We start from the raw sequence: 25,533 nt of genomic DNA on the forward strand, positions 1-25,533 counted from the left end.
TAGACGATAAGGGGTGGTTAAATTTGAAGAAAAGAAAAAAGGGGTTTACCCTAATCGAGCTTATGGTCGTTATAGTTATACTCGGTCTCTTAGCTGGACTTGTCATACCAAGACTGGTAGGAAGAGGAGAGGAAGCAAAGGTTGAAATAGCTAAGATGCAGATAAAGGAGATAGAAACTGCCCTTGAGCTTTATAAGCTTGACAACGGTTTTTACCCAACTACCGAGCAGGGGCTTGAGGCCCTCGTTCAAAAGCCCACAAGCGAGCCCATACCTCCAAGGTGGAGAGAGGGAGGATACATAAAAAAGATACCCTTAGATCCATGGGGGAGGCCATATGTATATCTTTGCCCAGGGGAGCATAACAAGGATAGTTACGACCTATTCTCCTATGGGGCAGATGGAAAAGAGGGCGGAGAGGGGGTCAATGCAGATATAACCAATTGGTGAAAAGAAATGGTTTCACGCTAATTGAGATCACAATAGCCTTACTCATAATGGGGCTGTTTTTACATCTTTTAATCGCAAACTGGAGCGGGATCTTAAGCGAAAGCCGTCTTGAGTCCCAGGCAAAGATGATAAAGGCCTTTATAGAGTTTGCTCGAGAGGAAGCAGTCAATAAATGTATTAAGATAGAGTTAATTTTCAAAGAGAACGAGGTTAAAGCGATAAAAAGCGGTGGAAATGAAGATACTATAAAGAGCATCACTTTAGAAGGAGCAAGCTTTAAAATGGAGGGAGAAGAGCGGGTTTACATAGATGAGCTTGGGAAGATAAGCGGGAAAATCCCCCTTTTATTCTATGAAGGTAAAAGCATCGAATTTAAGATAGTCAACCCCATTCTAGGCATAGTTAGCTATGAGATAAAATAAAAAGGGCGCCTTTATATAAAGGCGCCCTTCTATAACTAACCCCTTAGAAGGTTATGTATGTGGTGAAGCTGAAGCGAGATTCATTCTGACGAATATCAAATCCGCTTGTCCAATTAACCCTTTGGAAACCAAACTCAAAGCTCAAAGAAGGAGTATATTGATAGAGGAAGGATAAGGAAAAGGAAGTAGCATCGGGAAGGTTTTCGCCCTTATAGTTAACGTTATAATATCTCTGCGTAGTTGATACCTTATCGCTCCATTGCTGGGTTAACTTGAGGAAGAATACATTTACATCATCAGCCACATATCCGCTTAAAACGGGAGAGCTAACCCCATTGATTTCACTCGTATCAATTAAGAACCCCTGAGCCTCTAAGTAGCTGTAAGGTTGGCTTGTCCTGTCAGTATAGAAGGCTCCCCTATCCATATGCATATATTCAGCAGTTAAAGATGTGAACTTAAGAAGGCTCTGATCTAGCGAAAGACCAAGCTTGTATATAATCGGCTTATCAACATACACTCCAGCGACATCAACCCTTCCGCCGAGGTCCTCGGAGATATACTGCCCGTAAAGCTTAAAGCCTTCAGTAAGATTGAAGGTGAAATCAACTCCATAAGCATAGGGATCAAGAGTTATACCAGGAGCAGTCTTCCAGCCCATATAGAACAAGCCAAGCCTAAATTTTTCGCCCATGAAGAAGTCTAAGCGACCACCATACTCAGCAACCTCATCACCATCGGAGTAAGCGTAGTATAAAGCGATGTCAACGGAACCGCTCTTCTTATTGAAGTATATTATAGGAGCATAAACCCTGTCGGTTAAAATAGCATCGTTATCAGAGTAAAGTCCTCTCTCCCCTTCCCAGTCCAAGACCCACTTACCTATGGTCATGTTAATATTCCACGGAAGAGCTATATCTGCATAGGCTCTTCCCACAACGACCCTACCTGTTTCGCCCTCAAAACGGAAGGTTACGGAGACTTTGTCATCGACCTGTTTGCTAGCATAAAGGTAAATTTCATCAAACTGGGCCGTCTGATAGTCTTTTGTTAAATTAAAGTAGTCTCCGCTATTCCAGTAGAAATATAGCTCCAGAGAACCGCTAAAGGCAAAGTTATTCAAGTTCTTCTCAACGGTAGCCAATCTCTTGTCGATCTTGTCAAGCTTAACGCCAAGGGCATTAAGCTCATCCTTAAACTCAACGATAAGCTTCTTCAATAGAGCAAGATCCTCCTTAGAGGCTTTCGTCTCATCAACCTTCGCCAAAGCTCTCGCTATGACCATCGCTATCTCGTAACGGGTAATGGGCTTCGTTCCCTGGAAGGTCCCATCGGGATAACCAACGACTATTCCGGCAGCGGAAAGCTTCTTTAAAGCATCATATGCCCAGTGATTCAAGGGAACATCAACAAAGGGGTTAGAAGCGTAAAGAGGGGTTACTATTAAAAACAGTGACAGAATCAGCATAATAGGTATTAAACGCCTCATCCCACATCCCTCCAAACACTCAAAAAAAGGGGCGCTCCTTAAAAGAAGCGCCCCTTGGATCTTTCAAAAAGCTTTCGCGCTTAGAATGTGATATAGGTCCTGAAGCGGAAGTGAGATTCATCTAAGAGGCCAGCTTTATTCTCGCTCCAGTCAGCAGAAGAGTAGATAAATTCAAAGGCAGTAGAAGGAGTATACTGGTACCTTAAAGCAACGGAGAAAGCAGTAACATCTGGAAGAGTATCATAGTCAACGGCATAATAGCGCTCGATCGTCGTTACCTTGTCGCTCCACTTCTGCATAAGCCTGAGGAAGAGAATATCCACATCGTCCTTCAACGCCCTATTCCATATAACATCAGTAGTTCCCTGCTTATAGCCATATTGCAAGAAGTCCTGCCTGAACACGCCAACGCCGTTCCAGTCATTCCCAGCACCAGGAGCTCCACCATATATACGAGTATTGGCAAATGCACCCTTATCAGCATGGAAGTACTCAGCAACCAAGGATGTGAATCCTATGACGCTCTGATCTATACTAACGCCTACCTTGTAAATGGTAGCATTGTCAACGCTCTCTCCTCCTATAACAAATGCGCCACCTAAGTCCTCATTGAAGTATTGACCATAAACCCTAAAGCCTTTCATGAAGTTAACGGTGAAATCTATACCGTAAAGATAAGGATTATCAACCAATGGGAATCTATCGGCATCCGTTATCCAACCCAAGTAAAGAAGACCCACTCTTATCTTATCATTAAAGTAGAGATCCAGACGTCCGGCATATTCAGCAGTCTCATTACCATCATCATAAGCATAGTAAACCATTCCCTTAGCTATACCAAAGTCCTTCTTTAACATGATAACTGGGTTCCAAAGGCGATCGCTTACCACAGCATCGTTATCAAAGTATAAACCAAGGGCTCCCTCCCAGTCATCCAGGTACTTACCTAAGGTCATCATAACATCCCATGGAAGCTTAATATCAGCCCAAGCTCTGTCTGCAGCTACAACGTTAGCCGTTCCTCCAACGGTCCTATGAGCATCAAAACGGAAAGCTATACCCACATTATCATCTACCTGCTTTCTAACCCAAAGACGCGCCCTGTGAACAAAAGCATCTTGATAGTTATTTTGCTGCAGAGCATCATACCAATCTCCACTATTCCATACAAAATCAACCCTCAACTCTCCACTAAATCTGAAATTGCTCAAGTTCTTCTCAACGGTAGCTAATCTCTTGTCGATCTTGTCAACCTTAACGTTAAGGGCATTGAGCTCATCCTTAAACTCAACGACAAGCTTCTTCAATAGAGCAAGATCCTCCTTAGAGGCCTTCGTCTCATCAACCTTCGCCAAAGCTCTCGCTATGACCATTGCCATCTCGTAACGGGTAATGGGCTTCGTTCCCTGGAAGGTCCCATCGGGATAACCAACGACTATTCCAGCAGCAGAAAGCTTCTTCACAGCATCATATGCCCAGTGATTCAAAGGAACATCGACAAAGGGGTTAGAAGCTAGTGCCGGAACTGCCAACGCTAAGACAGCCACCAAAACGGCTACAACAGTATACTTTTTCATCCACGCACCCTCCTTTTTCTCGATTTTTGCTTCTCCCTCTTTAGAGCTTCCTCTAAGGAGCAGTTCCGGGAGGAAAAGAAAGCAAGTATCCCCTGTTTCCTTGCTTCCTCCTCTTTTAAATCCACCCTCTCTGCTTCCTTTAAAGAAGCCCTCTAAAGAGGGACAGCTTAAAAGCCTTAAATCTCCTTTCCCTTTCCCCTCCTGTAAAGCTTTGAAAGAAGCTTCACCTCCTTTCCGCTTAGCGGAAGGAAAAGCAAGGAGATAGGCCTTTCTCCTTTATTTGAGCTTTCAAGGTGCATACTTTAAGTATAGCTTTTAACCATCTCTATTATAATTAAAGATTTCCAAATTGACAAGGGGCATCGCTTAAAAAGTTTTTTGATATAATCTAAAACATGGAGAAACTATATCTCGCTTTACTCTACCTCCTCTTTATTATACTTATATACCAAGAAAGAAAAAAACTCAAGAGGATAACGCTAAATTTTTTAAAAGATAGGAGAGGGTGGATAACGCTCCTTTTAGGGGCGTTAATCGCCTTGATCCTAGTTGATGGAAAGCCCTTGATGTATAAGAGTGAAATCATAATTAAAGTGGGAGAAAAGATCGGGAACGGAAACTACCTAATACCAACTTTAACTACTTTAACCTATTCAAGCTACCTTTTAAACTTAAATAAAGCAGGTGACGCTCTAAAGGAGGCATTAATATCAGGTGCGCTTTCAGGTATAATAGCTGATGTGATAAAGGTGGGGACCTCAAGAGGAAGACCCAGAGTTAGCGAACCCTTTAGCTGGTTCAACTATGATAGATTCCCAGATTCTGAATACTGGTCCTTCCCCTCAGGTCATACGGCTCTTGCGGCTGGCGCCTCCTTCTCACTATATTTAAAATTTAGAGGGGCTCTAAAGTTATTCTTTCTAGTGCCTCCTGTGCTAACCGCCTTAAGCAGGATAATGACCTTATCTCACTGGCCCAGCGATGTGATATTCTCTCTTATTTTAGGCTTTTTAATAGCGAAGGGAGGAGAAAGATGGTGTGGAAAATAATTTTTTTAACGGTAGCAATTATAGCAACGATAACGCTCTACCCGGTTTTAGACATGGATGAGGCCTGGTACTCAAGCGTATCTTTGAGGATGGCTAAAACTGGAAACTGGCTTATACCAAACTTCAACGGAGAAATCTTTCCCACAAAGCCACCCTTATGGTTCTGGATAACTGGAGGAATCTTTAAGCTTTTCGGAGAAAGCGAGTGGGGAGCCAGAATAGGCTCGCTTATATTCACCTTACTTACTGCATATCTTCTCTATATATGGGGCGAGAGAAGAAAAGTAGAAGCGCACCTTATATATCTTTCCTCCCTTTTACCTGTCTTAATAGCTTGCGTAGGAAGAATGGATGCTCCAATGGTGTTCTTCTTAACCTTAGCTTTCTTTCTAGGACATAGAAGGAGATGGACCTTAGCAGGAATATCTTTAGGACTTGGAATACTTTCAAAAGGACCTGTAGTTCTCATAATATGGGGAGTAAGCTTCTTAATCTACTCGATTTTATACGACAGAAAGGCCCTTAAGGGAATAGTACTCTCTGGTTTCCTATCCATACTGGTTGGAGGAAGTTGGTTCGCTCTACTTTACTTAAAAGGTATGGAGGATGTGGTTAAGCACTTTTTGCTTCACGAAAATATAGAGAGAGTGAAAACCGGGCTTGAGGGGCACACGGGACCGCTTTACTACTACATTCCGGTTCTGCTTTTAGGAGTTATACCTAATATGGGAAGGCTATTTAAGAGTCTATCTTATTGGAACGAAGAAAACGCCTTATTCTATATATGGTTTTTAACTACAATGGTAATGTTTACGATAGCCCAGACCAAATTACCTCATTATATACTGCCGGCTTTTCCAGCCTTAGCATTAATGATGGAAAGAGAGAGGGAAGGGCTAATCGATTGGCTCTCAGGTGGAATCTTAATCCTTATTCCGCTTTTTATAATGTACTACTTTAAGGAAAACCTACCAGGGGAGCTTAAGAGAGGGCTCTTTATGAGCATCTTCGCGATTTTAGCTGTATGGGGATTAAGCTTTTACTTTAAGGATTTAAGGAGGCTTATCTCAAGTTTATTCGCCTTATCCCTCGCGATACTCGTTTTAAACCCCTTTAAGAACTTTTATCCCCACTATCAAGCTGGGCTTTTCGCGAAGGAAAAAGGAATTGAACTTACCGCAAAAAGAGAAGCATTAGCTCCCTCCACAGTATTCTACTATGGTAGGGATATCCCTGTTAACAAGGAAGGAAAGTGGATATTAAGCTACGAAAATGAAATAAAGGGATATAAGGTTATTTTCGAAAGTGAAGGATTCTCATTATATAACGGTAAGTGGGTTAAGCTCAGGATATTCGAAAAGCAATGAGAGGGCTCACATCAATAGTTATACCAATATATAATGAGAGGGAAAACATAGGGGAGCTTTATGAAAGGCTTAAGGGGGCTCTATCCGGTCTTAACTACGAGATAGTTTTCGTTGATGATGGTAGCAAGGATGGAAGCACAGAGATTATAAGGGATATAGCATTAAAGGACGAAAGGGTTAAGGGAGTAATCCTTAAGAGAAACTACGGACAGACATCTGCCCTATCGGCAGGGTTTGAGATAGCCAAAGGAGATGTAATTATAACTATGGATGGAGATCTTCAAAACGATCCAGAGGATATACCTTTACTGCTTCAAAAGATAGACGAAGGATACGATGTAGTAAGCGGTTGGAGAAAGGCTAGAAAGGATCATTTCCTTAAGAGAAAGCTTCCATCAAGTATAGCTAACTGGATAATATCGAGGATAACCGGGGTTAAACTCCACGATTATGGATGTACTCTAAAGGCATATAGGAGGGAAATTTTAGAAGATCTAAGCCTTTACGGGGAGCTACACAGGTTCATTCCCGCCTTGGCCTCCATGAACGGAGCCAAGGTTACAGAAGTCATTGTAAAACATCATCCGAGAAAGAGAGGGAAGTCAAAATACGGCCTTGAAAGGATCCCCAAGGTCCTACTTGATACCCTTCTGGTTAAATTTCTTTTAAGCTATAGAACGAGACCTATTCACCTTTTAGGCGGTTGGGGGTTAATAGGCTTCTTTGCTGGTTTCCTAATAGCGCTTTACCTTTCCATTCAAAAGCTATTTTGGGGAATAGAGTTATCAAGAAGACCTATGCTACTTTTAGCGGTGCTTCTCATGATAGCGGGAATTCAGCTCATTTCAACGGGCCTGATAGCGGAGATGCTTATGAGGACCTATTACGAATCTCAAGGGAAAAAACCTTACCAGATCAAGGAGATATTAAGTTGCGAAAGAAAGGACTTTACATAGCATCAGGTATAGGAATAACCGCAATAACGCTGTACTTTTTGCTAGAAGAGAAGACCTTAATAGATGCTTTAAGGTTGTGGAGGCTTTCCGGAATAAAAGGTATCATTCCAGCCTTTGTACTTTATATTATAACTTACCTATTAAGGGCAGAAAGATGGAGGGTTCTTCTACCGCAAAAGATTAAAGGAAGGGAGCTTTTCAATATAGTGGCTGTTCATACCGCATTCGCTAATATTCTTCCCGCCAAATTAGGTGAGCTTGCATTTCCTGCATTACTTAAAAGAAAGGGAGTTGGACTAATAGTAAGCGGAAGCCTCCTTCTATTAGCAAGGGGGATGGATGCGCTTTGCCTTTTAAGCCTTTTAATTTTAATAATTTATCCTTCGCTAGGAGCTATCCTGATCTCCTTTCAGTTTGGCTTCACTTTCTGGGGATTTAGAACCATCGAGAGGCTATTTAAAGCGGTTTTAGTTGTACCAAAGCTTAAAGAAGTCTACTCTAAGGGCTGGGAAAGGTTCGGCAAAGAGGATCTCCTTAGAGCCTTGGGTTTGACCTATTTTATATGGGTTGCAAAGGGGGCTGGAATAGCCTGTCTCTTAGCTTCATCAGGGAGATTAAACTTCTTTCAAGCTTTTAAAGGCTCAATCGGAGCTGAATGCTCCTTTTTGATCCCCCTTTCTGGCTTTTTAGGGCTTGGAAACTACGAGCTTGGCTGGATCATAGCCTCCGGAAGCAAGCTTGAGGAGGCTTTCTTTGCCCATTCGTTTTTGATCTTATCCTCGATCATCATAGCCATCATATGCTCGCTAACCTCTTTGAAAACGTCATCAACAGATATAGAAGACATGCATGGACGCACACCATAAGGCTTAATAGCGAAACAGGGGCGATCCCTATAATAACAGGGTGAACAGGGTAAAAACTTATATATTCCTTTAACCATGCCTGGAGGGGCGAAGGGTATCCAGCGAAACGGATTCGCTAATCCAAAGAGACCGACACACCTTTTACCTAAAGCAGAGGCAACATGAAGAGGACCGGCATCAACACCTATGTGAATGTCAACAAGAGAGAGCAAGGCTATAAACTCCTCGACAGAAGTTTTACCAGCGGTATTTATAGAAGGATAGAGAATCCTGCCTAGGGCATCAGCATAATCAACCTCGCTGGAAGAACCTATTATAAGAAAGCTACCACCATAAGCTTCACGTATCCTATCCCCTAAAAGCTTCCAGCTTTTTATCCCCCATCGCTTTATTACTCCATCCCCTGAAACGCCAATAGAAAAGATAGGTCTTTCAGGGTTCTTTAAGAATTTCTCATATACCGCAGACTTAAGATTCTCGGGAATATAGAGGCAAGGATAAGGAATTTCCCTTATTCCAAGGGGCTCAAGAACCTTAGCTCTTATTAAGCTCATAGAATTAAAGGCATATTTATTATTAAAGCCGAACATAACCTCTCGAGGCATATACTCGCTCTTCCTATTTAAAAAGATTCCCCTACCCTGAGTGGGGGAACCCAATCTATCTTTACATCCCGCAAGATAAAGCAATAATCCCTCTCTGAAGGAAAAATTAGTGGCAACTCCAAGGTCAAAACCATATTTCCTTAACCTCTTAACTATATCAAGCCATCCCTTTAATCCCCTGTGCTCTCCTTTATAGTCGTAAACTTCAACTTCATCAACATAAGGACAAAGCTTCGCCACGCTTTTAACCTCTCCCACAACTACAGCCACTATCATCGAGTCAGGAAACGCTCTCTTTAACGCTCCCATTACGCTTGTTGAAACTACAAAATCTCCTATATGAGCGAGCTCAACCACGAGTATCTTCACGAGGCTTGCTTTTCCACCTCCTATGTATCCAAAGCCATTGAGAGGGACGCTTTAGGATCTCTTCCTCTATCATTGAGCTTATAGTAAGAGCAAGCTCAAGCTCATTTTTACCTACAGGATATATAGGAGGATAAAACTTAGCTACATGATATAAAGAGGCCTCTCTATAGGTAAAAAAGGGAATTAGCGGAACGTTAAGCCTTAAGGATAGAGTAAAAGCGCCTCGAGGAGTTGAGGAAAGCCTACCCATAAAGGGAACGAATATGCCTTGAGGACCTTCATCTTGATCCACTAGTATAACAAGAATTTCACCCTTTTCAAGGCATCTTACACACTGCCTTAACATGCCATCTTTAGGGATAAGCTTGGCCCCAAAATTCTTTCTAATCTTCCCTATGTATTCAGCGAAGAACGGGTCGCTCGGAGGCCTAACTATAACGTTTATGGGAAGACCAAGGGAAGAAAGATAGGCCAAGGTAAGCTCCCAGTTTCCAAAGTGGGCAGAAACCATTATTCCTCCGCCCTTCACGTGCTCCAACCCCTCTAAGATATAAAGCGTCTGAAGCTCCTCGGCCTTCATCCTCTCGAGGCTCATAACCTCAAGAACGCTCATTCCCAAGTGCTCAAACAATCCTTTAAGGATTTCAAACCGCCTATCTCTAAGAATCCCACCAAAAGCTAAAGATATATTCTCCAGAGCTATTTTCTTTCTTCTCAAAAATAGGGGAAGATAATAAAATAGCCTTCCTAACCTTTGTCCATATCTTTGGTTTTCCTCAAAGGTAGACCTTAAAGCCCTTTCTCTAACCCTATTAAAAAGCCAATGGAGAAAGCTCATTTACAGCCTGAAGCACCTCCTCAACGGATATAGAAAGCATGCATAACTTTGACGGACAGGACCTTCTCCTACAGGGATTACAACCAACTAGGTTGTGTATTACCTTAACCTTCGGGCCCCAGGGAGAGTTCCTCCAAGGAGGAGTTGGACCGAAAAGAGAGATAGTTGGAATACCTAGGGAAGCGGAAAGATGGGTTGGGCCGGTATCAACCCCTATGGCAAGAGTACACATGCCTAAGAAAGCACAAGCCTCAGCTAAAGAAAGCCTACCCCCAAGGTTTAAAACACCTGGGATGTTAAAATTCATCGCATCGCTTCCACCTATTATAACAGGATAAAATCCGAGATCGAGAAGAGCCTTAGAAAGCCTCTCCCACCTCTCCAAGAGCCAGGTTCTGGAGCTCCAGGTAGTTGCTGGAATTAAGGCCACAACCCTTCGAGATAGGACTTCTCCATAATCTCTTAAAACCCTTTCCCTGACCTCTTGAGGAACATGAGGTCCTGCAAATGGAGCTTTAGGGATACTCAGATTAGTAAAGTAAAACCTTATAACATCGAGATATCTTTCAGCAACGTGAACGCTTTCAGGCCTTGATGGAACCCTCTTTAAAAGCAACGGGTTACCCTCAGAGGCATCAGGAAAGGTGAGCTTCACAGGAGACTTAATAAAAAGGGAAATTAAAGCGCTCTTCAAGTCCCCCTGGAGGTCAAAGAGAACATCCACATCTAAAACCCTTAAGGCGCTTATAAGCTCCCTTACACCTCTTAGGAAGAAAGACCACCTAAAGCTCTTTAAAAGCAGCTTTAAGTGGCCTTTCTTAACTTCTATTAATCTCTTTATCCTCGGATCTCCTTCAAGAAGCGCTCGAAAGGCCTCATCTACCACCCAGTAAACCTCAACTCCATCAATGGAACTTAAAACCTCAAGAGCAGGGAAGGAGTGAACTATATCCCCAAAGGAGCTAAGCTTTAAAACTAAGGCCTTCAAAGAACCTCTTTAGCCACCTCCATGAAAGAGGTAACTATCTTATCAAGCTTTGCTCTATCCATCTTAGCGCTTATATCAAGGCTTAAGGCCCTATCAAGTATAGAGCTTGAGCGAGCGTATTTTTCAGGCGAATAGTCTTTTCTCAGAAGCTCGTTAAACTTACAGCCAAAGGGACACTTATAGGCAAACATACTCTTCTGCTCCCTCATATGCTCCCAATTAGGAACGAAGTGCCAACGATTAGAACCAAGGTGAGCGGTACCTATTCCCCTATTGGATAAGCCCTCCTTAAAGGCTAAGGCCTTCTCTTTTGAGGGCAGGAAGACGGTCAAAGTGGAAGCTATCTCACCCTCCGGATCGGGTATCTCCCTGAAGGAAATCCCTTTTATCTCAGCTATTCTCTCCTTAAGGTATTTTTTATTCTCCCTATGTCTCCTTATAACCTCATCCATCTTAGATATCTGAGCTAACCCTAAAGCCCCCTGAAGCTCATTCATCCTAAAATTGAAACCTATACAGTATCGCTTTTCCAAAGCCCTTGGGACGCTCATATCGTGTACATGGCCATGATCGTGATAGCAATCTGCCTTAAAGAACAAGTCGTAATCGTCAGTTATTACCATTCCTCCCTCCCCAGTAGTTATGGGCTTATAGAAGTCAAAGCTAAATGTCCCAAAATGGCCAAAGGTCCCAAGCTTTTTCCCTTTAAAGGTGGCACCGCAGGCCTGGGCGTTATCCTCTATCAAATAAATGCCATACTTATCAGTTATCTCCTTTATCCTATCTATCTTAGCCTGAACCCCAGTCATGTGAACCGCTATAACCGCTTTAGTCTTATCGGTTATATTCTTCTCTATATCATCCGGATCGATGTTTAAGGTTTCATCTATGTTTACGAAAACGGGAATAGCTCCACAATCAAGTATAGCCTCAGGTGTAGCAACGAAAGTGAAACAACTCGTTATGACCTCATCGCCGGGACCTATTCCCAAGGCGGCTAATGCAACCTTCAAAGCAGCGGTCCCAGACATAACGCCTAAAGCATACTTCGAGCCCATATATTCAGCAAACTTCTTTTCAAACTCCTTAACCGCAGAGACACCGAGCATCTGCTCAGAAGCATACCTGTGTAATATCCCTCTATCAAGTACCTTTATTACTTCCACTATCTCCTCTTTGCCAAAGAACTCGCTACCAGGCATTAAAATCCCTCCTCCCTTCCGAAGTTGTAAACATCACGATAGATATTGTATATCTCCTCGTAACCTATTCTACGAGGGTTATTGGCCAAGGGTCGATCCACCTCAAGAGCAGAAGCAGCCAACCTTGGAAGGTCTTCTTCAGGAACACCTAAAGAGGCAAGATTAACTGGAATGTTTAAGTCATAAAGAAGCTTAAGTAAAGCATCGTAAACTGCAAAGGCAGCATCTCTTGGTGACATGTCCTCCACGTTCTCACCTAGTATGGAAGCAACGGTAGCGTATTTCTTAGGCGAAGCTATAGCGTTATACAAAGATACATGAGGAATCAAAACGGCGTTCGCAAGACCATGCCCTATACCATAAAAGGCACTTAAAGGATAAGACATAGAGTGACAAGCTCCAACACCTGCATGAGATAGAGCAATACCTGCAAGGAAGCTTCCAAAGAGCATTCCCTCCCGAGCTTCAAGGTTATCCGGGGCGGAGTAAGCGAGCCTTATATTCTGAGAGATGAACCTTAAAGCCTCGAGAGAGAATAACTCACTCATCATGTTAGAGGACTTAGCAACATAAGATTCGAGAGCGTGAGTTAAGGCATCCATACCCGTTGAAGCAGTAAGAGAGGGCGGCAAAGATATGGTAAGCTCAGGGTCAAGTATAGCAAGATCAGGAATTATGTACGGGCTGTTTATACCGCCTTTCTTCCTTTCGTCGAATATAAAAACTGCGGTTGGTGTAACCTCGCTACCCGTCCCAGCCGTTGTAGGTATCGCTACTATGGGAAGACCCTTTCTAAGAACTTTATTTACACCGATGTAGTCTCGAGCTTTACCACCGCTTGAGGCTACCACGCTTGCCCCTTTAGCCACATCTATGGAGCTTCCTCCACCTATACCTATAACTAGGACGCACTCTTTAGCTAACTCGCCAGCCTTATCCGCCTGCTCCACGCGAGGCTCAGGAGTAACCCCATCATAGATAAGATATTCTCTGCCTGATCTTTCAACCTCCTTAATCAGGTCCTCAACTATCTCACTTCTAGCTAAATTCTCATCGGTTACTATTAACACCTTGCCAGGAGGAAAACTCTTAAGCTCCTCGGGAAGCTTCTTTAAAGACCTTGTCCCAAAGACCACCTTACCAGCCGTCTTAAAGACAAAGGGTTTAATCTCAAACACCTCCTATAAGCTCATTTACAACACTCAAATATTTATTCGCGATCCCTTTAAAGGAGCTTAAAGCTCCATTTAAGGAGGAAGATATCTCTTTAAGCTTATCTCTATCAAGAAGTAGAGCCTTAACCTTCTTATAAAGATCATCCTCATCCTTAACGGGAAAGCCCGCACCGATCTCCTGAAGAAATTGGCTTTCCTCAAGAAAATCGTTAACATAAGGACCATAAAGAACAGGCTTCCCCCAACAAGCGGGCTCAATAAGATTATGTCCTCCTAAGGGGACCAAACTTCCACCGCAGAAGGTAACTGTAGCAGCAGAGTAAAGCTTAAAAAGCTCACCCATAACATCCCATAAGACAACCTTCGAGCTAGGGTTAACGCTCCTTAAGGAAAAGCTTAAACCATATTCTGAAAGAAGCCTTGCTACCTCAGGAACCCTTCTTATGTGTCTTGGTACTAAGGCTAACCTAAGGTTAGGAAATTCCTCCAAAAGCCTCTTGTAAACCCTTATAACTACCTCCTCTTCGCCCTCATGGGTGCTTCCACAAACCCATAAGGGCTCATCAGCAAGGGATATCACCCTTTTCATTTCCTCTGGAAAGGAATCTTTCATCTCTTCTAAAACGGTATCATACTTCAAATTTCCCATAACTTCAACACGATTAGGGCTAGCGCCAAGCTCAATAAACCGATCCTTATCCTTCTGAGTTATAGCACCTATAAAGTCAAAGGAGGAAAGAACCTTCCCTAATAAGGAAGAAATAAGCTTGTAGCTACCGTAAGATCTATCAGATATCCTTCCATTGGCAAGGATAAGCTTAACTCCCCTTTTCTTTAAGGTGGTTATCATTAAGGGCCAAAGCTCCGTCTCCATAACTATATAAAGGGAAGGCTTTATCCTATCTATGGCTCTTTTGACAGACCAGGGGAAATCCCAGGGGTAAAAAAATATCTCCTTAACTCCGCTATCTTTAGCCACAGAGTATCCGGTTGGGGTAGTTACAGATAGGCAAACCTCCTTAAGTCTCTTAAGCAAAGGCAGAGCAGATTTAACCTCCCCGACGGAAACAGCATGTACCCATATCCTCTTCCCTTTCGGGGGCGGTAAGGAGACATTCCCCATCCTCTCCTCAAACCCTTGAGAGTAACGCTTTCTTAAGTAAGGATAAAGAGGCAAAAACAGAGCGCTTCCTAAAAGAGAATAGAAAAGCATCTTTAAGCTATCCCCGCCTTTAAAAGATCATGAATATGAACTATTCCCACGATATTATTATCCCCATCAACTACGGGAAGAACGGATATCTCGTGTTTCTCCATAAGGGCTAAAGCCTCAGCGGCAAGCTTACCCACCAGTATTCTCTTTGGATTCCCTATCATAACCTCGCCAACCTTCTTATCAAGAAGAGAATACCCGAACCTCTCAAGAAGCCTTCTTAAGTCTCCATCCGTGAGTATGCCAGCCAGCTTCCCTTCCCTTTCCACAAGTATAGTTCCAAAGCCTTTGGAGGTCATCTCAAACAAAGCATCCTTTAACAAGGTATGCTCTTTAGCTAGAGGAATCTCCCTGCCAGTATGCATTACATCCTCAATCCTAAGAAGGAGCCTGCGACCTAAGCTCCCATCGGGATGAAACATAGCAAAGTCCTCTTTACTTAATCCTCTCATCCTCGCTAGAAGTACCGCTAAAGCATCTCCTAAAGCGAGCATAACCGTTGTGCTAGAGGTAGGAGCAAGCCCCAAGGGACAGGCCTCCTGAGTAACGGAGGTATCTAAAACCACATCTGCCTCCCTAGCTAAGGTGGATGTCATCTTACCGGTGAAAGCTATTATCTTAGTCCCAATTCTCTTAAAATAGGGAATGGCAAGCAGAACTTCCCTAGTTTCACCGCTATTAGAAAGTATCAAAGATATATCCTCTCTTTTAACCATACCTAAGTCTCCATGAAGCGCTTCAGCAGGATGAAGAAAAAAGGAAGGAGTACCTAAAGAAGATAGCGTAGCAGCGATCTTTCTTCCTATAAGCCCTGACTTCCCCATACCCATAACCACAACCCTGCCAGAGGAGGAATATATCAACTTTGCCGCCTTAACTATCTCCTCCCCAAGCCTTGCTCTTAAGTTTAATATTTCTTGAGCCTCAAGTTCCAAAACCCTTTTAGCCTCTTCAAGGAACTTTAATTCATCCATAGTCAAGCTTCCTTATCCTCCCCCGCTAATATTAATTTTTCAGATCAGACATTCCCCCTTGATCAACCTACATCGATTATATCAAAAAGATAAAACTTTCTCTAAAAAATATCTGTGAAGCCTAGTATCATCAGCTAACTCAGGATGAAAGGTCAAGCCTATTAAGTTTCCTTGCTCTATCCCAACAACCTCTTCCTCTAAGAAAGCTATAGGTTTAACCCTATCAGAAAAGCTTAATATCTTAGGAGCCCTGATGAAGACTCCCTTAAAGGGTCTCTCATCAAAAGAAAGCTTAAGAGGAGCTTCAAAGCTATCTACTTGACGACCATAAGCGTTCCTACCAACCTTTGCGTCCAGGACGGAAAAGGTCTTCTGTCCATCTATTCCTCCCTCTATCTCTTTTGCAAGCATTATTACCCCTGCACACGTACCCATAACGGGAAGGCCCCCAAGGATAAGCTCTCTCAATCTATCAAACAAACCATCCCTTAAAAGAAGCTTGAAAATGGTTGTACTTTCACCTCCAGGGATTATAAGCCCTTTTAATCCATGAAGGTCTTCCCTTTTCCTAAAAGGGAAGACCTCTCCATCTATTTTAAGTTCCCTTAAGGCTCTCAAGGTAATATCTATATGCTCAGTCACATCTCCCTGAAGCGCAAGAACCCCTAACCTCATAGACCTCTTTCCTCCATTCTCACCGCTAATCTCTCTATCTCAAGTCCTCTCATCGGCTCACCTAATCCCTTACTCACCTCTGCTAAAATCTCAGGATCATCGTAATGATTTACCGCATCAACTATAGCCCTTGCCATCTTCTCAGGATCTGAGCTCTTGAATATACCGCTTCCGACGAATACTCCATCAACTCCCATCTGCATCATCAAAGCGGCATCAGCAGGAGTAGCAATTCCTCCCGCAGCGAAGTTAACCACAGGAAGCCTTCCGAGCTCCTTTATCTCAAGAAGTATGCCGTAAAGGCCCTCCACTATCTCCTCATAGGTGTACTCACCATAGATCGGCTCATTATCAAGGACCTTCCTCTCCAAACCGCTAATTTCCCTAATCTCAAGGGCAAGCCTAAGGTATGGTTCAGCAAACGCTTTAGCCACTCCCCAAAGCTGTTCATCAGTCATCCTTCTTATAAGCCTTATGTTCTCGTTCATCAAACGAACGTGCTTAACAGCCTCAATTATATTACCTGTTCCGGCCTCACCCTTGGTTCTTATCATCGCAGCCCCTTCCCATATTCTTCTTGTGGCCTCTCCTAAGTTTCTCGCTCCACAAACAAAAGGAACCTTAAAGCTCCTTTTATCTATATGGAAGTACGGGTCAGCCGGAGTCAAAACCTCGCTTTCATCTATCATATCAATTCCAAGAGCTTCAAGAGCTTGAGCTTCAGCAAAATGTCCGATTCTTGCCTTAGCCATAACGGGAATGGTAACCGCATCCATTATCTCTCTGATCTTCTTCGGATCAGCCATCCTCGCCACACCGCCAGCAGCTCTTATATCCGCAGGAACTCTCTCAAGAGCCATAACAGAAACCGCTCCGGCCTCCTCAGCAATGCGCGCCTGTTCCGCATCAGTGACATCCATTATCACTCCACCCTTTACCATCTTAGCGAATCCTCTTTTAAGCCTTTCGGTTCCCTTCTCTTCTATAACTCTAAATTTCAATGCTACATCACCTCCACCCTCTATATTATCCCTTTTAAGCGAGATTATAACACAATTATGTTATAATACCCTTAAGGAGGTGGGGAATATGAAACGCCTTATAATTTTAGCAGTAACGATTTTACTGGCTTGCGGACCTGCCATTGGATCGACCCCTCCAAAGGATCCGCTGGCCTTTTTCCCCCAACCTAAAGGAGATGAGTTTCTACTATATCTTGAGATAAATAATTTTTCTTTCTTCCTAGATATATCAGAGGGGCAATGGTTTCATAACCTTTTAGTTAACCTTGGAGACCTCAAGGAGGAAGACATAGTGGCCATTCATGCAGCTATAGGAGTTTTAAGAACGTTCCTGAAGGAAGCCTCCATAGTAGCTTATCTCAAATCACCAGAGATAAACCTTATGGGGAAGGAGCGAAACGTAAAAGCAAAGGTATTTACAATACTTCGCACCAAAACCAATCCTAAAGTGATAGTTAAAGCCTTAGATATGAAGTTAGAGCAAGAGGGAAACATAGGCAAATTCAACTTAGAAAGATATACGCTTTATGCTTACTTAGATGAAAGCTATGCAATAATTAGTAACGATAAAGCAGCACTTAAAATGTTAGTTAGCCCCATAAGGCTCAAGCTCCTAAAGATATGGGAGGAGGATACTACTATACCGATCCCAAAACATGAGAAAGGGGATCTTTACGCCTTTATAAAAGCTCCTAAAGATAAGAACCTATTAAAAGAGCATATAGAGATACTTGGAAAGGCAGAGAAGAGCTCTTTTGTATTAAATGTAAACGTTAAGGAAAGAGGCACTACTCCAATAGCTTTTAATCCTCGACCCCTCTATACTCAGATACCTGGAAAGGGAAAACCCCTTATCTTGGGAGCTCTCTCTTTAGATGGGAGCGTTATAATCTCCATGCTTAAGTTGGCTCTCCCCCCGATAACGATACCAGCCATGCTTACTCCTTTATCAATAACTGAAGATGAGCTCACCAAGCTATTAACAGGAAGATTATACTTAGTGATAGGCGGAGAGAGCAAGATCTTTGAGATCCCTTCTATAGGACTATACCTTTACTTTCTAAGCGATCTTCCCCCAGAGGAGCTATCGCAGATCTTTAAGAAGGTAATGGGGGGAATTATGGGGAACCTAGGCTTAGAGGGAATTATAAAGATAGATAATATGCCTGGATGGGATGCGTTATGCACATCAAACCTGCCAATGGATCTTATGATAGGCCTAAAGGGAAGAGAGATAATAATTGGTATAGTTTCCCCTGAAACCTTATCCTCAAAGGTAGAGCTGGCAAGCCATGTTGAAGATATACTTAAGTCTTCAAATTTATCTTTCCTTTATATAAATATAAGCGAGTTAAAGACTTCCTTAAACAAATTATTAGAGCCTATTCAAAATCTCTCTGGGGAGAAAGACGCAGAGGAAACTGAAAAGCTTCTGCTTGTTATACCTCCTTGGAAAGAAATAATCGGAAGAAGCTTAGATCAGAGAAGGGGGGAAATAAGGATAATATATTAGACTATGAAAGAACTCAAAGGATTAAAGGTAGAGCTATCAAGGGGAGAGATAAAGGAAGAGTACGTTCCAGGTGAAGTAGCTCTAAGGTATATAGGGGGAAGGGGTATAGGAGCCTATCTCTATCTTAAAGAGAAGGAAAATGAGGAGGAACCTATAATAATAGCCCTAGGGCCTTTAACAGGCTCGCCTTTACCCTCCACAGGTAGGGCAAGCCTTACAACCCGCTCACCTCTAACAGGGACCATCCTTGATTCAAACATAGGTGGAAACTTCGGAACCCTTTTAAGAAGGACAGGCTATAGCTTCTTGATAATCAGAGGAAAAGCGAGCTCACCTGTTTATCTACTTGTAACTGATAAATCGGTCAGAATAGAGGATGCCTCAAATTTATGGGGTTTAGATACCTTAACAACTTCAGAAAGGATAAAAGAAATCTACGGTAAAAGGCTATCCGTTATCTCCATAGGCCCTGCGGGAGAAAAGGGAGTAAGATTTGCAAATATAATGGAAGACGGTAAAAGAGCCTTTGGAAGGGGTGGAACGGGAGCAATATTAGGAGAAAAGAAGCTTAAAGCGATAGCAGTAACAGGGGATAAAGATATCGAGATACACGATAAGGAAAGGTTTTCAAGCGCTAAATATGAGATAATAAGGCCTTTAACCACACATCCCTTAACATCAAAGCTACTTCCAGAACTCGGAACGGCAGGGACGATGAGGGTTATAAACTCCTTTAAAGCTTTGGGAACAAAGAACTTTCAGGAAAAGCACTTTCCAGAAGCCTGGAAGATAGGTGGAGAGGAGCTCAAAAGGAGGTTTCTTAAAGGCAAAAGCGGATGTTTTGGCTGCCCGATCCTGTGCGAAAGAGTTTGTGAGATAGATGGAAGAAAAACCGTAGGCCCAGAATTCGAAACCCTCTGGGCCTTTGGTGCAAACCTTTTTATAAGCGATCTCAGGTTCATCGTAGATTTAAATGAGAGGGCAAATCTTTTGGGACTTGATACCATCTCCTTAGGTGGAGTCTTAGCTTTCGCCATGGAGCTAAAGGAGAAAGGGATAGCCGACTTGGGGGTTAGCTTTGGTGAAACCAATGGAGTTTTTGAGCTAACCGAGAATATAGCTTTAAAAAGAGGACAAGGTGAGATCCTCTCCCTTGGAGTAAAAGAGGCATCGAAAATCTTGGGAGGAGAGGAGTTCGCTATGCATGTCAAGGGGCTTGAGCTTCCCGCCTATGATCCAAGAGGAAGCTTGGGAATGGGTTTGGGGTACGCTACATCAAACAGAGGCGCATGCCATTTAAGGGGAGGCTTTTCCGTATCCTTTGAAATATACGGGGTACCAAAGAGGATTGATAGGCTCGCTTCCGCAGGAAAGGGAGCGCATGTAGCAAGAGCCCAGGATATAGGAGCGATAGTCGACTCGCTAATAGTGTGTAAGTTCGCTCTCCTTTCCACATCCCTTCATCACTGGGCAAGAGCCTTAAACACCTTAACTGGTTCAGACTATACAGCCTCAGATCTTCAAAAGATAGGTGAGAGAATTTTCAACCTAGAGAGATTAATAAATAGAAAACTCGGCTTTTCATCGAAAGACGATTCCCTTCCAGAGAGAATCAAGAGAGAAATACCCCTTGACGAAATGCTAAAAGAGTATTACGAATATAGAGGCTGGGACGAGGAAGGATTCCCTAAGGAAGGAAAGATCAAGGAGCTTTTTGAGGGAGAGAATCTCGAATGGCTATAAGTAAGGAAATCCTTAAGGAGTTTAAGAAGACAGGTTGGGGAATGTATATAGCAGGGCTACAAAACTCTCATAGCGGAAACTTAAGCGTTAGGTTAGGAAATAGAATGATAATAACCAGAAGAGGCTCCATGCTTGGTTTCCTTGAGGAAGATGATCTAGTGGAAATGTCTATAGATGAGGAAGATGGAATGATGGCTATAGCCTCAACGGAGTTTCATATACATAGAGAGATATATAGAAAGACGGATGCCTTAGCAGTAGCTCACGCTCACCTTATAGCTGCAACAGCCTTATCCCTGCTTTACGATGAAATAATTCCCGTAGACGTAGAAGGAGCATATCACATAAAGAGGGTCCCGGTCTTGCATTTCGAACTAGGATCGGGCTCAAGGGAGATGGCAGAAACTTTACCGATCTATTTAAAGGATTACCCTATAGTAATGGTTAAGGGGCATGGTGCTTTCGCAGTTGGAGAAACCCTGGAGGAGGCTTTCTACTATTGTAGTGCTCTTGAAAATTCTGCAAAAATAGCTATGCTGTTAATCCAGGCTGGTGAGGACATAAGAAAATACCAGCCTGAAGGTTTAAAGAGGTGGTAACCTAAGGAGGCGAAAAATTTGATTGATTTTATAAAAGCGGGAATGAAGTCAGAGGAGTATATCTGTAATACCTACACGGGAACTAAGGAAACGCTTGACAAGATAAAGGAGGAGATAGAATCCATTCCCTTCTTAAATAGGGGCTCTTACAGAAGAATAGATCTTTACGTGAGGGAGCTAAAGGATAAGCTAGGTGGGGATATTTTCCCATCGGATGTCCTTCCCCTTGTAAGCTATGCATTCCCCCAAGAGCAATTTGAGGAGATCGGGGAAGATGAAGAGGATAAATCCTTACCATTATCTATAGAGGTAGATAAGCTTCTGATCTTTTACATGATCTTGAGGTATCATCCTTTCAAGGGAATGATAGTAAGGAGACTTATCTCAAGGGGAATAAACGCTAGCTTCTTTCTTAAGAGCTCACCTGGTGAAATGGTTAGACTAATAGAGTTTTTAGCTTTAGCTGATGCGGAAGCGGTTGAGGAGGTAAAAAGATGCCTTTCCTCAGGTAATTTCCTCCTGATAGACTTCGGAACAAGCCTTGAGGATCCTAGAGTTAAGAGCATACTTTCTTATCCATACCTAGTTGAATTCGAGATGAATAAGAGCGTAGATAAAATAATCAACAAGCTTAAGGGAAAGATCTTTTTAAACAGCTATAGGGAGGAGCTCTCAAAAGCCATACTGTTTAGATTAAGCGCCCTAAGCGATGAAGGAAGAGCGCTTGCTCTAATAGGCCAAAGAGGAGTAGGTAAAAGCACCTTGATAAGCTCTCTTTTAAAGGAGAGCGGTTGGCCTTTCTTCTCCATCTCTCTTTCGCCCGGAACACTAGATGAGTTATTTGGAAGCCATAAAGAACCGGGCCTGCTTTTTAAGGGAACGGTCTCTTGCGGAGTAATAAACCCTTGCATGATATTTGAGGATATAGAGACACCAAGCAGGAAAGCAGAAAAGTTCCTATTTCAGATAGTAGATCCGTATAATAGACAGGAAATAAGAGACCGCTTCACAAAGATAAGACTATTTTTAGGGAAGGCTCCGGTATTTCTAGTGGGAACGAAGCTAAACAAAAAATTCGACCATCCAAGCTTCAAAAGCAACGTGGATGTTTACGAACTGCCTCCCTTTAAACCCGAGGAGTTTAACATCATACTCTCAGATTACATCCTGCCAAAGGTTATATCCAAGATGAAGGCAAGCTATAGAAAGATCCTTGAACCCTTAAAAGAAAAGGAGGCAGGGGATTTCTTAATAGATATACTAAAGGAAAGACAGAGCATCAAGGGCGGATATACCTTGGATGGCCTTGAAAGAGCTGTAGAAAAACTCCTATTTATGCTCATATCCAAGAAGGGAAAGAAGATAACTTTAAGTGAGATAAAAAAGCTCACTCCCCTCTTGAAAGAGGAGCTCGGGGGTGAAAGATTGTGATTAAACCGGCAAGCTATATCTTTAATCTATATAAGGGAGAATACGATGAAGAGGAATTGAGCATAGATAAAGATACCTTTAGAAGAACCCTGATAGAGCCCTTCTTCATATCTTTAGATATAGAAGTAGAAATAAAGGGAAATGGGGAAGAGGATAATTAGCTTCCCTTAAGCTTTCTTACTATCGCTTCCTTAAACTTCTGTGAAGCTTGGGGACCATTAGCCGTTATTATTCCCTTATCCTCTATAACCAGCACATCTAAATAGTGAGCCCCTAACATCTTCAAGGTTGGGGCCACACTTGGCCAGCAAGTTGACTTAACTCCCCTAAGCAAACCTGCCTTAGCCAAAGTAACGGGAGCTATACATATAGCACATACAAGTTTCCCCTGATTGTAGATCTCCTTAGCTATCCTGTGAGCCTCAGGGTCATCCCAGAAAACATCGGCACCGACACCGCCAACAAAGATAACAGCCTTATAGTCCTTAGAATTAACATCTTTAAGGGCTATTTCAGCCTGAGCTTTTCCACCAAGCATACCCTTAAGCTCACCCTTGCTCTTCGAAGCTATGACCGGCGTTAACCCCGCCTCTTTTACAGCCTGATAGGATGCCTCAAACTCCTCATCCCTATAGTTATTAGCTACAACTAGCAACACCTTGCCCTCTAAAGCGTAACATATGCTTGGAAGCAAAGCCAAGGCTAAACATGTAACGATGACCTCTTTCATCCCCTACTCACCTCCTCCCCCTTTATTTTATCAAAAATTAGCTTGGATATCTTATTGCCAAAAAATACAGTTAAACCGTGAGTGGAAGGAAGCCAGTGTATCTCAGGCTCTCCCAATGCCTCCCAAAGCTCCAAAGCGGAAGCCCATGGTATGACCATATCGAAAAGAGAGTTTATCATAACTATCTTCTTATTCTTAACGAAAGGAGCAAAAGTCAATGGGTCAAACAGAAAACATATTTTTGGAAGCTCTACTTCTTTCCAGGAACCAGCCCTTTTAATCCGTTCAAGATAGCTAGGATACTCTCTATAAAGCCTATGGCATATCCCTCTTCCACACCCTTCCTCGGTCATAAAGAGCCTCACTAAGCCTTTCCATACGATTCTTTCAAGGTTCCCTCCTCCTAATATGAGAAATCCTCCCCTTAAGCTATTCTCAACCGCCAAGGTTATAATGGCTATCATAGCACCAAGGCTTACCCCAGCTACGAAGGAAAAGCCCTCTTTCCCTAAAAGCCTTAAAGCAACTCGAGCATCCAAAACAGCTTGATGAAAAAAGGCGGCTGTCTCTACATCATTAAAGTCCCTAAACCATATAGCGCTTGACTTTCCCGGAGGAGTCCTTTCAAGGTGATAAGGAAGGGTCAAAAAGGCACTCTTTACACCAAGATGAGCGAGCTTCTTAGGAAGCAAAGAGTAAAGAAGCTTTTTCCTCTTGGATATCCCCAAGCCATGAATGAAAAGCAAAAAAGAGTTAAATCTCTTCTCCTTAGGAATAAAAACATCCACATAGACTCTATTATTTACCTCATAGGGGCTTTTATAGGGGCTATCGTAAGATAACCTATCGATTAGGAGATCTTTCTCCTCTCTAACATCAGAGGATATAGATAGGTTAAGGCCTTCGGGAAGCTCATAGATGAAGCTCCTCCAATCTTCCGCCCTCAAGCTTATATACCCTCCGGCAAACCCTTTTTAAAAGGGAAAAGTCATGAGCTATTAATATTATAGCCTTATTAAGGCCTTTTATGATACTTTCAACCTTCAAAGAGTATCTCTCATCAAGCCCATTTAACGGCTCATCTAATATAAGGCCTTCTGGCTCCATAGCTAAAACCGCGCCAATGGAAACGATTCTTTTCTCCCCACCCGAAAGCTTATAAGTTATCTTATCTTTAAGATGAGATATGCTTAGCCAGCTTAAGATCCCATTAACCCTATCCTCAAGCTCCTTACCCCTTAAACCCAAGTTTAACGGACCGAAAGCAATATCCTCAAATACGGTAGGGCAAAAAAGCTGATCATCAGGATCTTGAAAAACATATCCTACCTTTGTTCTAAGCTCGTAAAAGTCTCTTTCGTCTCTTAACTCCTTACCTTTAAATAGAAGCTTTCCCTTTTGAGGAGTTATAAAGCCCATTATTATCTCAGCTAAAGTAGTCTTCCCAGCCCCATTAGGTCCGGTGATCCCTATTTTATCTTCGGGGAAGAGCTCAAGATTAACTCCGCTTAAAAGAGGTTTATCCCCATAAGAGAAGTGAATATCAACTAACTTTATCAAAGGCTCTCTCAAAAGAGTTATTACCCCCAAAAAGTATCTTACCGTTAAAGCCACGCGCTAACATAGCCTTATAAACCCTCTCTGCTCTAACGTAGCTTTTTACAAGAAGCATACCTATAAGATATCCATAGATCTTATAGGTATGAAGATCGGTCCTCGGTTTAAAGGCACGAGCCTTCATCGCCTTCTTAAGCTTTCTATACTCAGATTCTATGACGCTTATATACCTTAAACCAAGAAATGTTATTTCCACAAGCTTAGGAGGAAAGCCAAGCCCATAAAGAGCACGAACTACTTCAATGGGATCTGAAGAACCTATAAGCATAGAACCCCCTAACAATATTATAGAAGATCGGGAAAAAATAAAAAGGGCTTCCCTTAAACCCTCATAACTTATAAAAAGAGGACCTATCTCTAAAAGGGGAGTACCTGGATAGGTAAAGGGAAGAAAGAAAACCACTCCTAAGAGAAATAGTTCAAGGAAAACTACCTTCCTAAAACTACTTATAATATTAATATGATATATTAGGCCTAATAGAAGCAGGGAAAGAAAACCTACAAGAAGAGTTAGCCATCCTTTGGATATAGCAATAACCGTTGCAAAACCAAAGAGGAAAACCAATTTAAACTTTGCATCCATTTTATCTAACCTGGTCCTAATTTCCCCTCCTTCTTGCTAAAACCATGGCTAAGATGCCAAAAACACCGAATATATAGCCTA

25 protein-coding genes and 1 pseudogene are annotated in these 25,533 nt (G+C 42.6%); 11 read left to right on the forward strand and 15 right to left on the reverse strand.

The features are described 5' to 3' along the window. Positions 1-23: 23 nt before the first annotated feature. Both gspG and NZ900_01545 read left to right on the forward strand, forming a co-directional pair. Entirely contained in the window at positions 24-449 is a 426-nt protein-coding gene (gene gspG / locus NZ900_01540; GenBank protein MCS7232776.1) for a type II secretion system major pseudopilin GspG, read from the forward strand. Next, complete coding sequence (locus NZ900_01545; GenBank protein MCS7232777.1) at positions 446-871, forward strand: prepilin-type N-terminal cleavage/methylation domain-containing protein; 426 nt, start codon at positions 446-448, stop codon at positions 869-871. The genes gspG and NZ900_01545 overlap by 4 nt, the downstream gene beginning before the upstream one ends. Positions 872-914: 43 nt before the next feature. On the opposite strand, the gene NZ900_01550 is transcribed toward NZ900_01545, so the two are convergent. Together NZ900_01550 and NZ900_01555 are read right to left on the reverse strand one after the other, a co-directional pair. Then, a complete protein-coding gene (locus tag NZ900_01550) occupies positions 915-2,360 on the reverse strand; it encodes an S-layer homology domain-containing protein (GenBank protein ID MCS7232778.1) in 1,446 nt (481 codons plus the stop codon). An 80-nt stretch (positions 2,361-2,440) separates the two neighbouring features. Next, complete coding sequence (locus NZ900_01555; GenBank protein ID MCS7232779.1) at positions 2,441-3,937, reverse strand: S-layer homology domain-containing protein; 1,497 nt, start codon at positions 3,935-3,937, stop codon at positions 2,441-2,443. Between the two features lie 539 nt (positions 3,938-4,476). Between NZ900_01555 and NZ900_01560 the strand changes: the two genes are divergently transcribed. The 4 genes from NZ900_01560 to NZ900_01575 are packed head-to-tail and all read left to right on the forward strand — an operon-like array spanning position 4,477 to position 8,175. Continuing rightward, the gene (locus NZ900_01560; protein ID MCS7232780.1) at positions 4,477-4,986 is read left to right on the forward strand and encodes a phosphatase PAP2 family protein; all 510 of its coding nucleotides are present in this window, start codon (positions 4,477-4,479) and stop codon (positions 4,984-4,986) included. Beyond that, positions 4,974-6,353 (forward strand): glycosyltransferase family 39 protein, encoded by a 1,380-nt coding sequence (locus NZ900_01565; protein MCS7232781.1) that lies wholly within the window; start codon positions 4,974-4,976, stop codon positions 6,351-6,353. The genes NZ900_01560 and NZ900_01565 overlap by 13 nt, the downstream gene beginning before the upstream one ends. Beyond that, positions 6,350-7,309: a glycosyltransferase family 2 protein gene (locus tag NZ900_01570; protein ID MCS7232782.1), complete on the forward strand. Its 960-nt coding sequence runs from the start codon at positions 6,350-6,352 to the stop codon at positions 7,307-7,309. Before NZ900_01565 ends, NZ900_01570 begins: the two co-directional genes overlap by 4 nt. Then, complete coding sequence (locus NZ900_01575; protein ID MCS7232783.1) at positions 7,285-8,175, forward strand: lysylphosphatidylglycerol synthase domain-containing protein; 891 nt, start codon at positions 7,285-7,287, stop codon at positions 8,173-8,175. The genes NZ900_01570 and NZ900_01575 overlap by 25 nt, the downstream gene beginning before the upstream one ends. 89 nt (positions 8,176-8,264) lie before the next feature. Here NZ900_01575 and NZ900_01580 read toward each other — a convergent pair. The 9 genes and pseudogenes from NZ900_01580 to pdxS form a co-directional block, all read right to left on the reverse strand. Further along, positions 8,265-9,056, reverse strand: a pseudogene (locus NZ900_01580) (hypothetical protein). Between the two features lie 73 nt (positions 9,057-9,129). Further along, the gene (locus NZ900_01585; protein ID MCS7232784.1) at positions 9,130-9,987 is read right to left on the reverse strand and encodes a lysophospholipid acyltransferase family protein; all 858 of its coding nucleotides are present in this window, start codon (positions 9,985-9,987) and stop codon (positions 9,130-9,132) included. After that, on the reverse strand, positions 9,962-10,975 hold the full coding sequence (locus NZ900_01590; protein ID MCS7232785.1) for a glycosyltransferase family 9 protein: 1,014 nt from the start codon (positions 10,973-10,975) through the stop codon (positions 9,962-9,964). The genes NZ900_01585 and NZ900_01590 overlap by 26 nt, the downstream gene beginning before the upstream one ends. Next, positions 10,972-12,177, reverse strand: coding sequence for a DegT/DnrJ/EryC1/StrS family aminotransferase (locus tag NZ900_01595; protein MCS7232786.1), 1,206 nt, complete (start codon positions 12,175-12,177; stop codon positions 10,972-10,974). Before NZ900_01595 ends, NZ900_01590 begins: the two co-directional genes overlap by 4 nt. Further along, complete coding sequence (locus tag NZ900_01600; GenBank protein MCS7232787.1) at positions 12,177-13,355, reverse strand: iron-containing alcohol dehydrogenase; 1,179 nt, start codon at positions 13,353-13,355, stop codon at positions 12,177-12,179. Before NZ900_01600 ends, NZ900_01595 begins: the two co-directional genes overlap by 1 nt. Then, positions 13,348-14,565 (reverse strand): 3-deoxy-D-manno-octulosonic acid transferase, encoded by a 1,218-nt coding sequence (locus NZ900_01605; protein MCS7232788.1) that lies wholly within the window; start codon positions 14,563-14,565, stop codon positions 13,348-13,350. The genes NZ900_01600 and NZ900_01605 overlap by 8 nt, the downstream gene beginning before the upstream one ends. 2 nt (positions 14,566-14,567) lie before the next feature. Next, the gene (locus NZ900_01610; protein ID MCS7232789.1) at positions 14,568-15,545 is read right to left on the reverse strand and encodes a KpsF/GutQ family sugar-phosphate isomerase; all 978 of its coding nucleotides are present in this window, start codon (positions 15,543-15,545) and stop codon (positions 14,568-14,570) included. Positions 15,546-15,620: 75 nt separating this feature from the next. Next, a complete protein-coding gene (gene pdxT, locus NZ900_01615) occupies positions 15,621-16,214 on the reverse strand; it encodes a pyridoxal 5'-phosphate synthase glutaminase subunit PdxT (GenBank protein ID MCS7232790.1) in 594 nt (197 codons plus the stop codon). Beyond that, positions 16,211-17,200, reverse strand: a complete 990-nt coding sequence (gene pdxS, locus NZ900_01620; GenBank protein MCS7232791.1) for a pyridoxal 5'-phosphate synthase lyase subunit PdxS — start codon at positions 17,198-17,200, stop codon at positions 16,211-16,213. The genes pdxT and pdxS overlap by 4 nt, the downstream gene beginning before the upstream one ends. A gap of 103 nt (positions 17,201-17,303) precedes the next feature. Between pdxS and NZ900_01625 the strand changes: the two genes are divergently transcribed. From NZ900_01625 to NZ900_01645, 5 genes are read left to right on the forward strand one after another with little or no spacing between them, the layout of a single operon-like run. Beyond that, positions 17,304-18,749 (forward strand): hypothetical protein, encoded by a 1,446-nt coding sequence (locus tag NZ900_01625; protein ID MCS7232792.1) that lies wholly within the window; start codon positions 17,304-17,306, stop codon positions 18,747-18,749. Between the two features lie 3 nt (positions 18,750-18,752). Further along, on the forward strand, positions 18,753-20,492 hold the full coding sequence (locus NZ900_01630) for an aldehyde ferredoxin oxidoreductase family protein (protein ID MCS7232793.1): 1,740 nt from the start codon (positions 18,753-18,755) through the stop codon (positions 20,490-20,492). Next, positions 20,483-21,091: a class II aldolase/adducin family protein gene (locus tag NZ900_01635; protein MCS7232794.1), complete on the forward strand. Its 609-nt coding sequence runs from the start codon at positions 20,483-20,485 to the stop codon at positions 21,089-21,091. The genes NZ900_01630 and NZ900_01635 overlap by 10 nt, the downstream gene beginning before the upstream one ends. An 18-nt stretch (positions 21,092-21,109) precedes the next feature. Further along, positions 21,110-22,522 carry a hypothetical protein gene (locus tag NZ900_01640; protein MCS7232795.1) on the forward strand — a complete coding sequence of 471 codons (1,413 nt, stop codon included), beginning with the start codon at positions 21,110-21,112 and terminating at the stop codon, positions 22,520-22,522. Next, the gene (locus NZ900_01645) at positions 22,519-22,683 is read left to right on the forward strand and encodes a hypothetical protein (protein MCS7232796.1); all 165 of its coding nucleotides are present in this window, start codon (positions 22,519-22,521) and stop codon (positions 22,681-22,683) included. The genes NZ900_01640 and NZ900_01645 overlap by 4 nt, the downstream gene beginning before the upstream one ends. Here NZ900_01645 and NZ900_01650 read toward each other — a convergent pair. The 4 genes from NZ900_01650 to cbiQ are packed head-to-tail and all read right to left on the reverse strand — an operon-like array spanning position 22,680 to position 25,452. Next, a complete protein-coding gene (locus tag NZ900_01650) occupies positions 22,680-23,252 on the reverse strand; it encodes a DJ-1/PfpI family protein (protein MCS7232797.1) in 573 nt (190 codons plus the stop codon). The genes NZ900_01645 and NZ900_01650 overlap by 4 nt on opposite strands. Continuing rightward, positions 23,249-24,199 (reverse strand): hypothetical protein, encoded by a 951-nt coding sequence (locus NZ900_01655; protein MCS7232798.1) that lies wholly within the window; start codon positions 24,197-24,199, stop codon positions 23,249-23,251. Before NZ900_01655 ends, NZ900_01650 begins: the two co-directional genes overlap by 4 nt. Next, positions 24,165-24,824: an energy-coupling factor ABC transporter ATP-binding protein gene (locus tag NZ900_01660; GenBank protein MCS7232799.1), complete on the reverse strand. Its 660-nt coding sequence runs from the start codon at positions 24,822-24,824 to the stop codon at positions 24,165-24,167. The genes NZ900_01655 and NZ900_01660 overlap by 35 nt, the downstream gene beginning before the upstream one ends. Continuing rightward, positions 24,796-25,452: a cobalt ECF transporter T component CbiQ gene (gene cbiQ / locus NZ900_01665; GenBank protein ID MCS7232800.1), complete on the reverse strand. Its 657-nt coding sequence runs from the start codon at positions 25,450-25,452 to the stop codon at positions 24,796-24,798. Before cbiQ ends, NZ900_01660 begins: the two co-directional genes overlap by 29 nt. Between the last annotated feature and the right edge of the window lie 81 nt (positions 25,453-25,533).

This window comes from Synergistota bacterium, assembly GCA_025060595.1.
Taxonomy (GTDB): Bacteria; Synergistota; GBS-1; order GBS-1; family GBS-1; genus 42-11.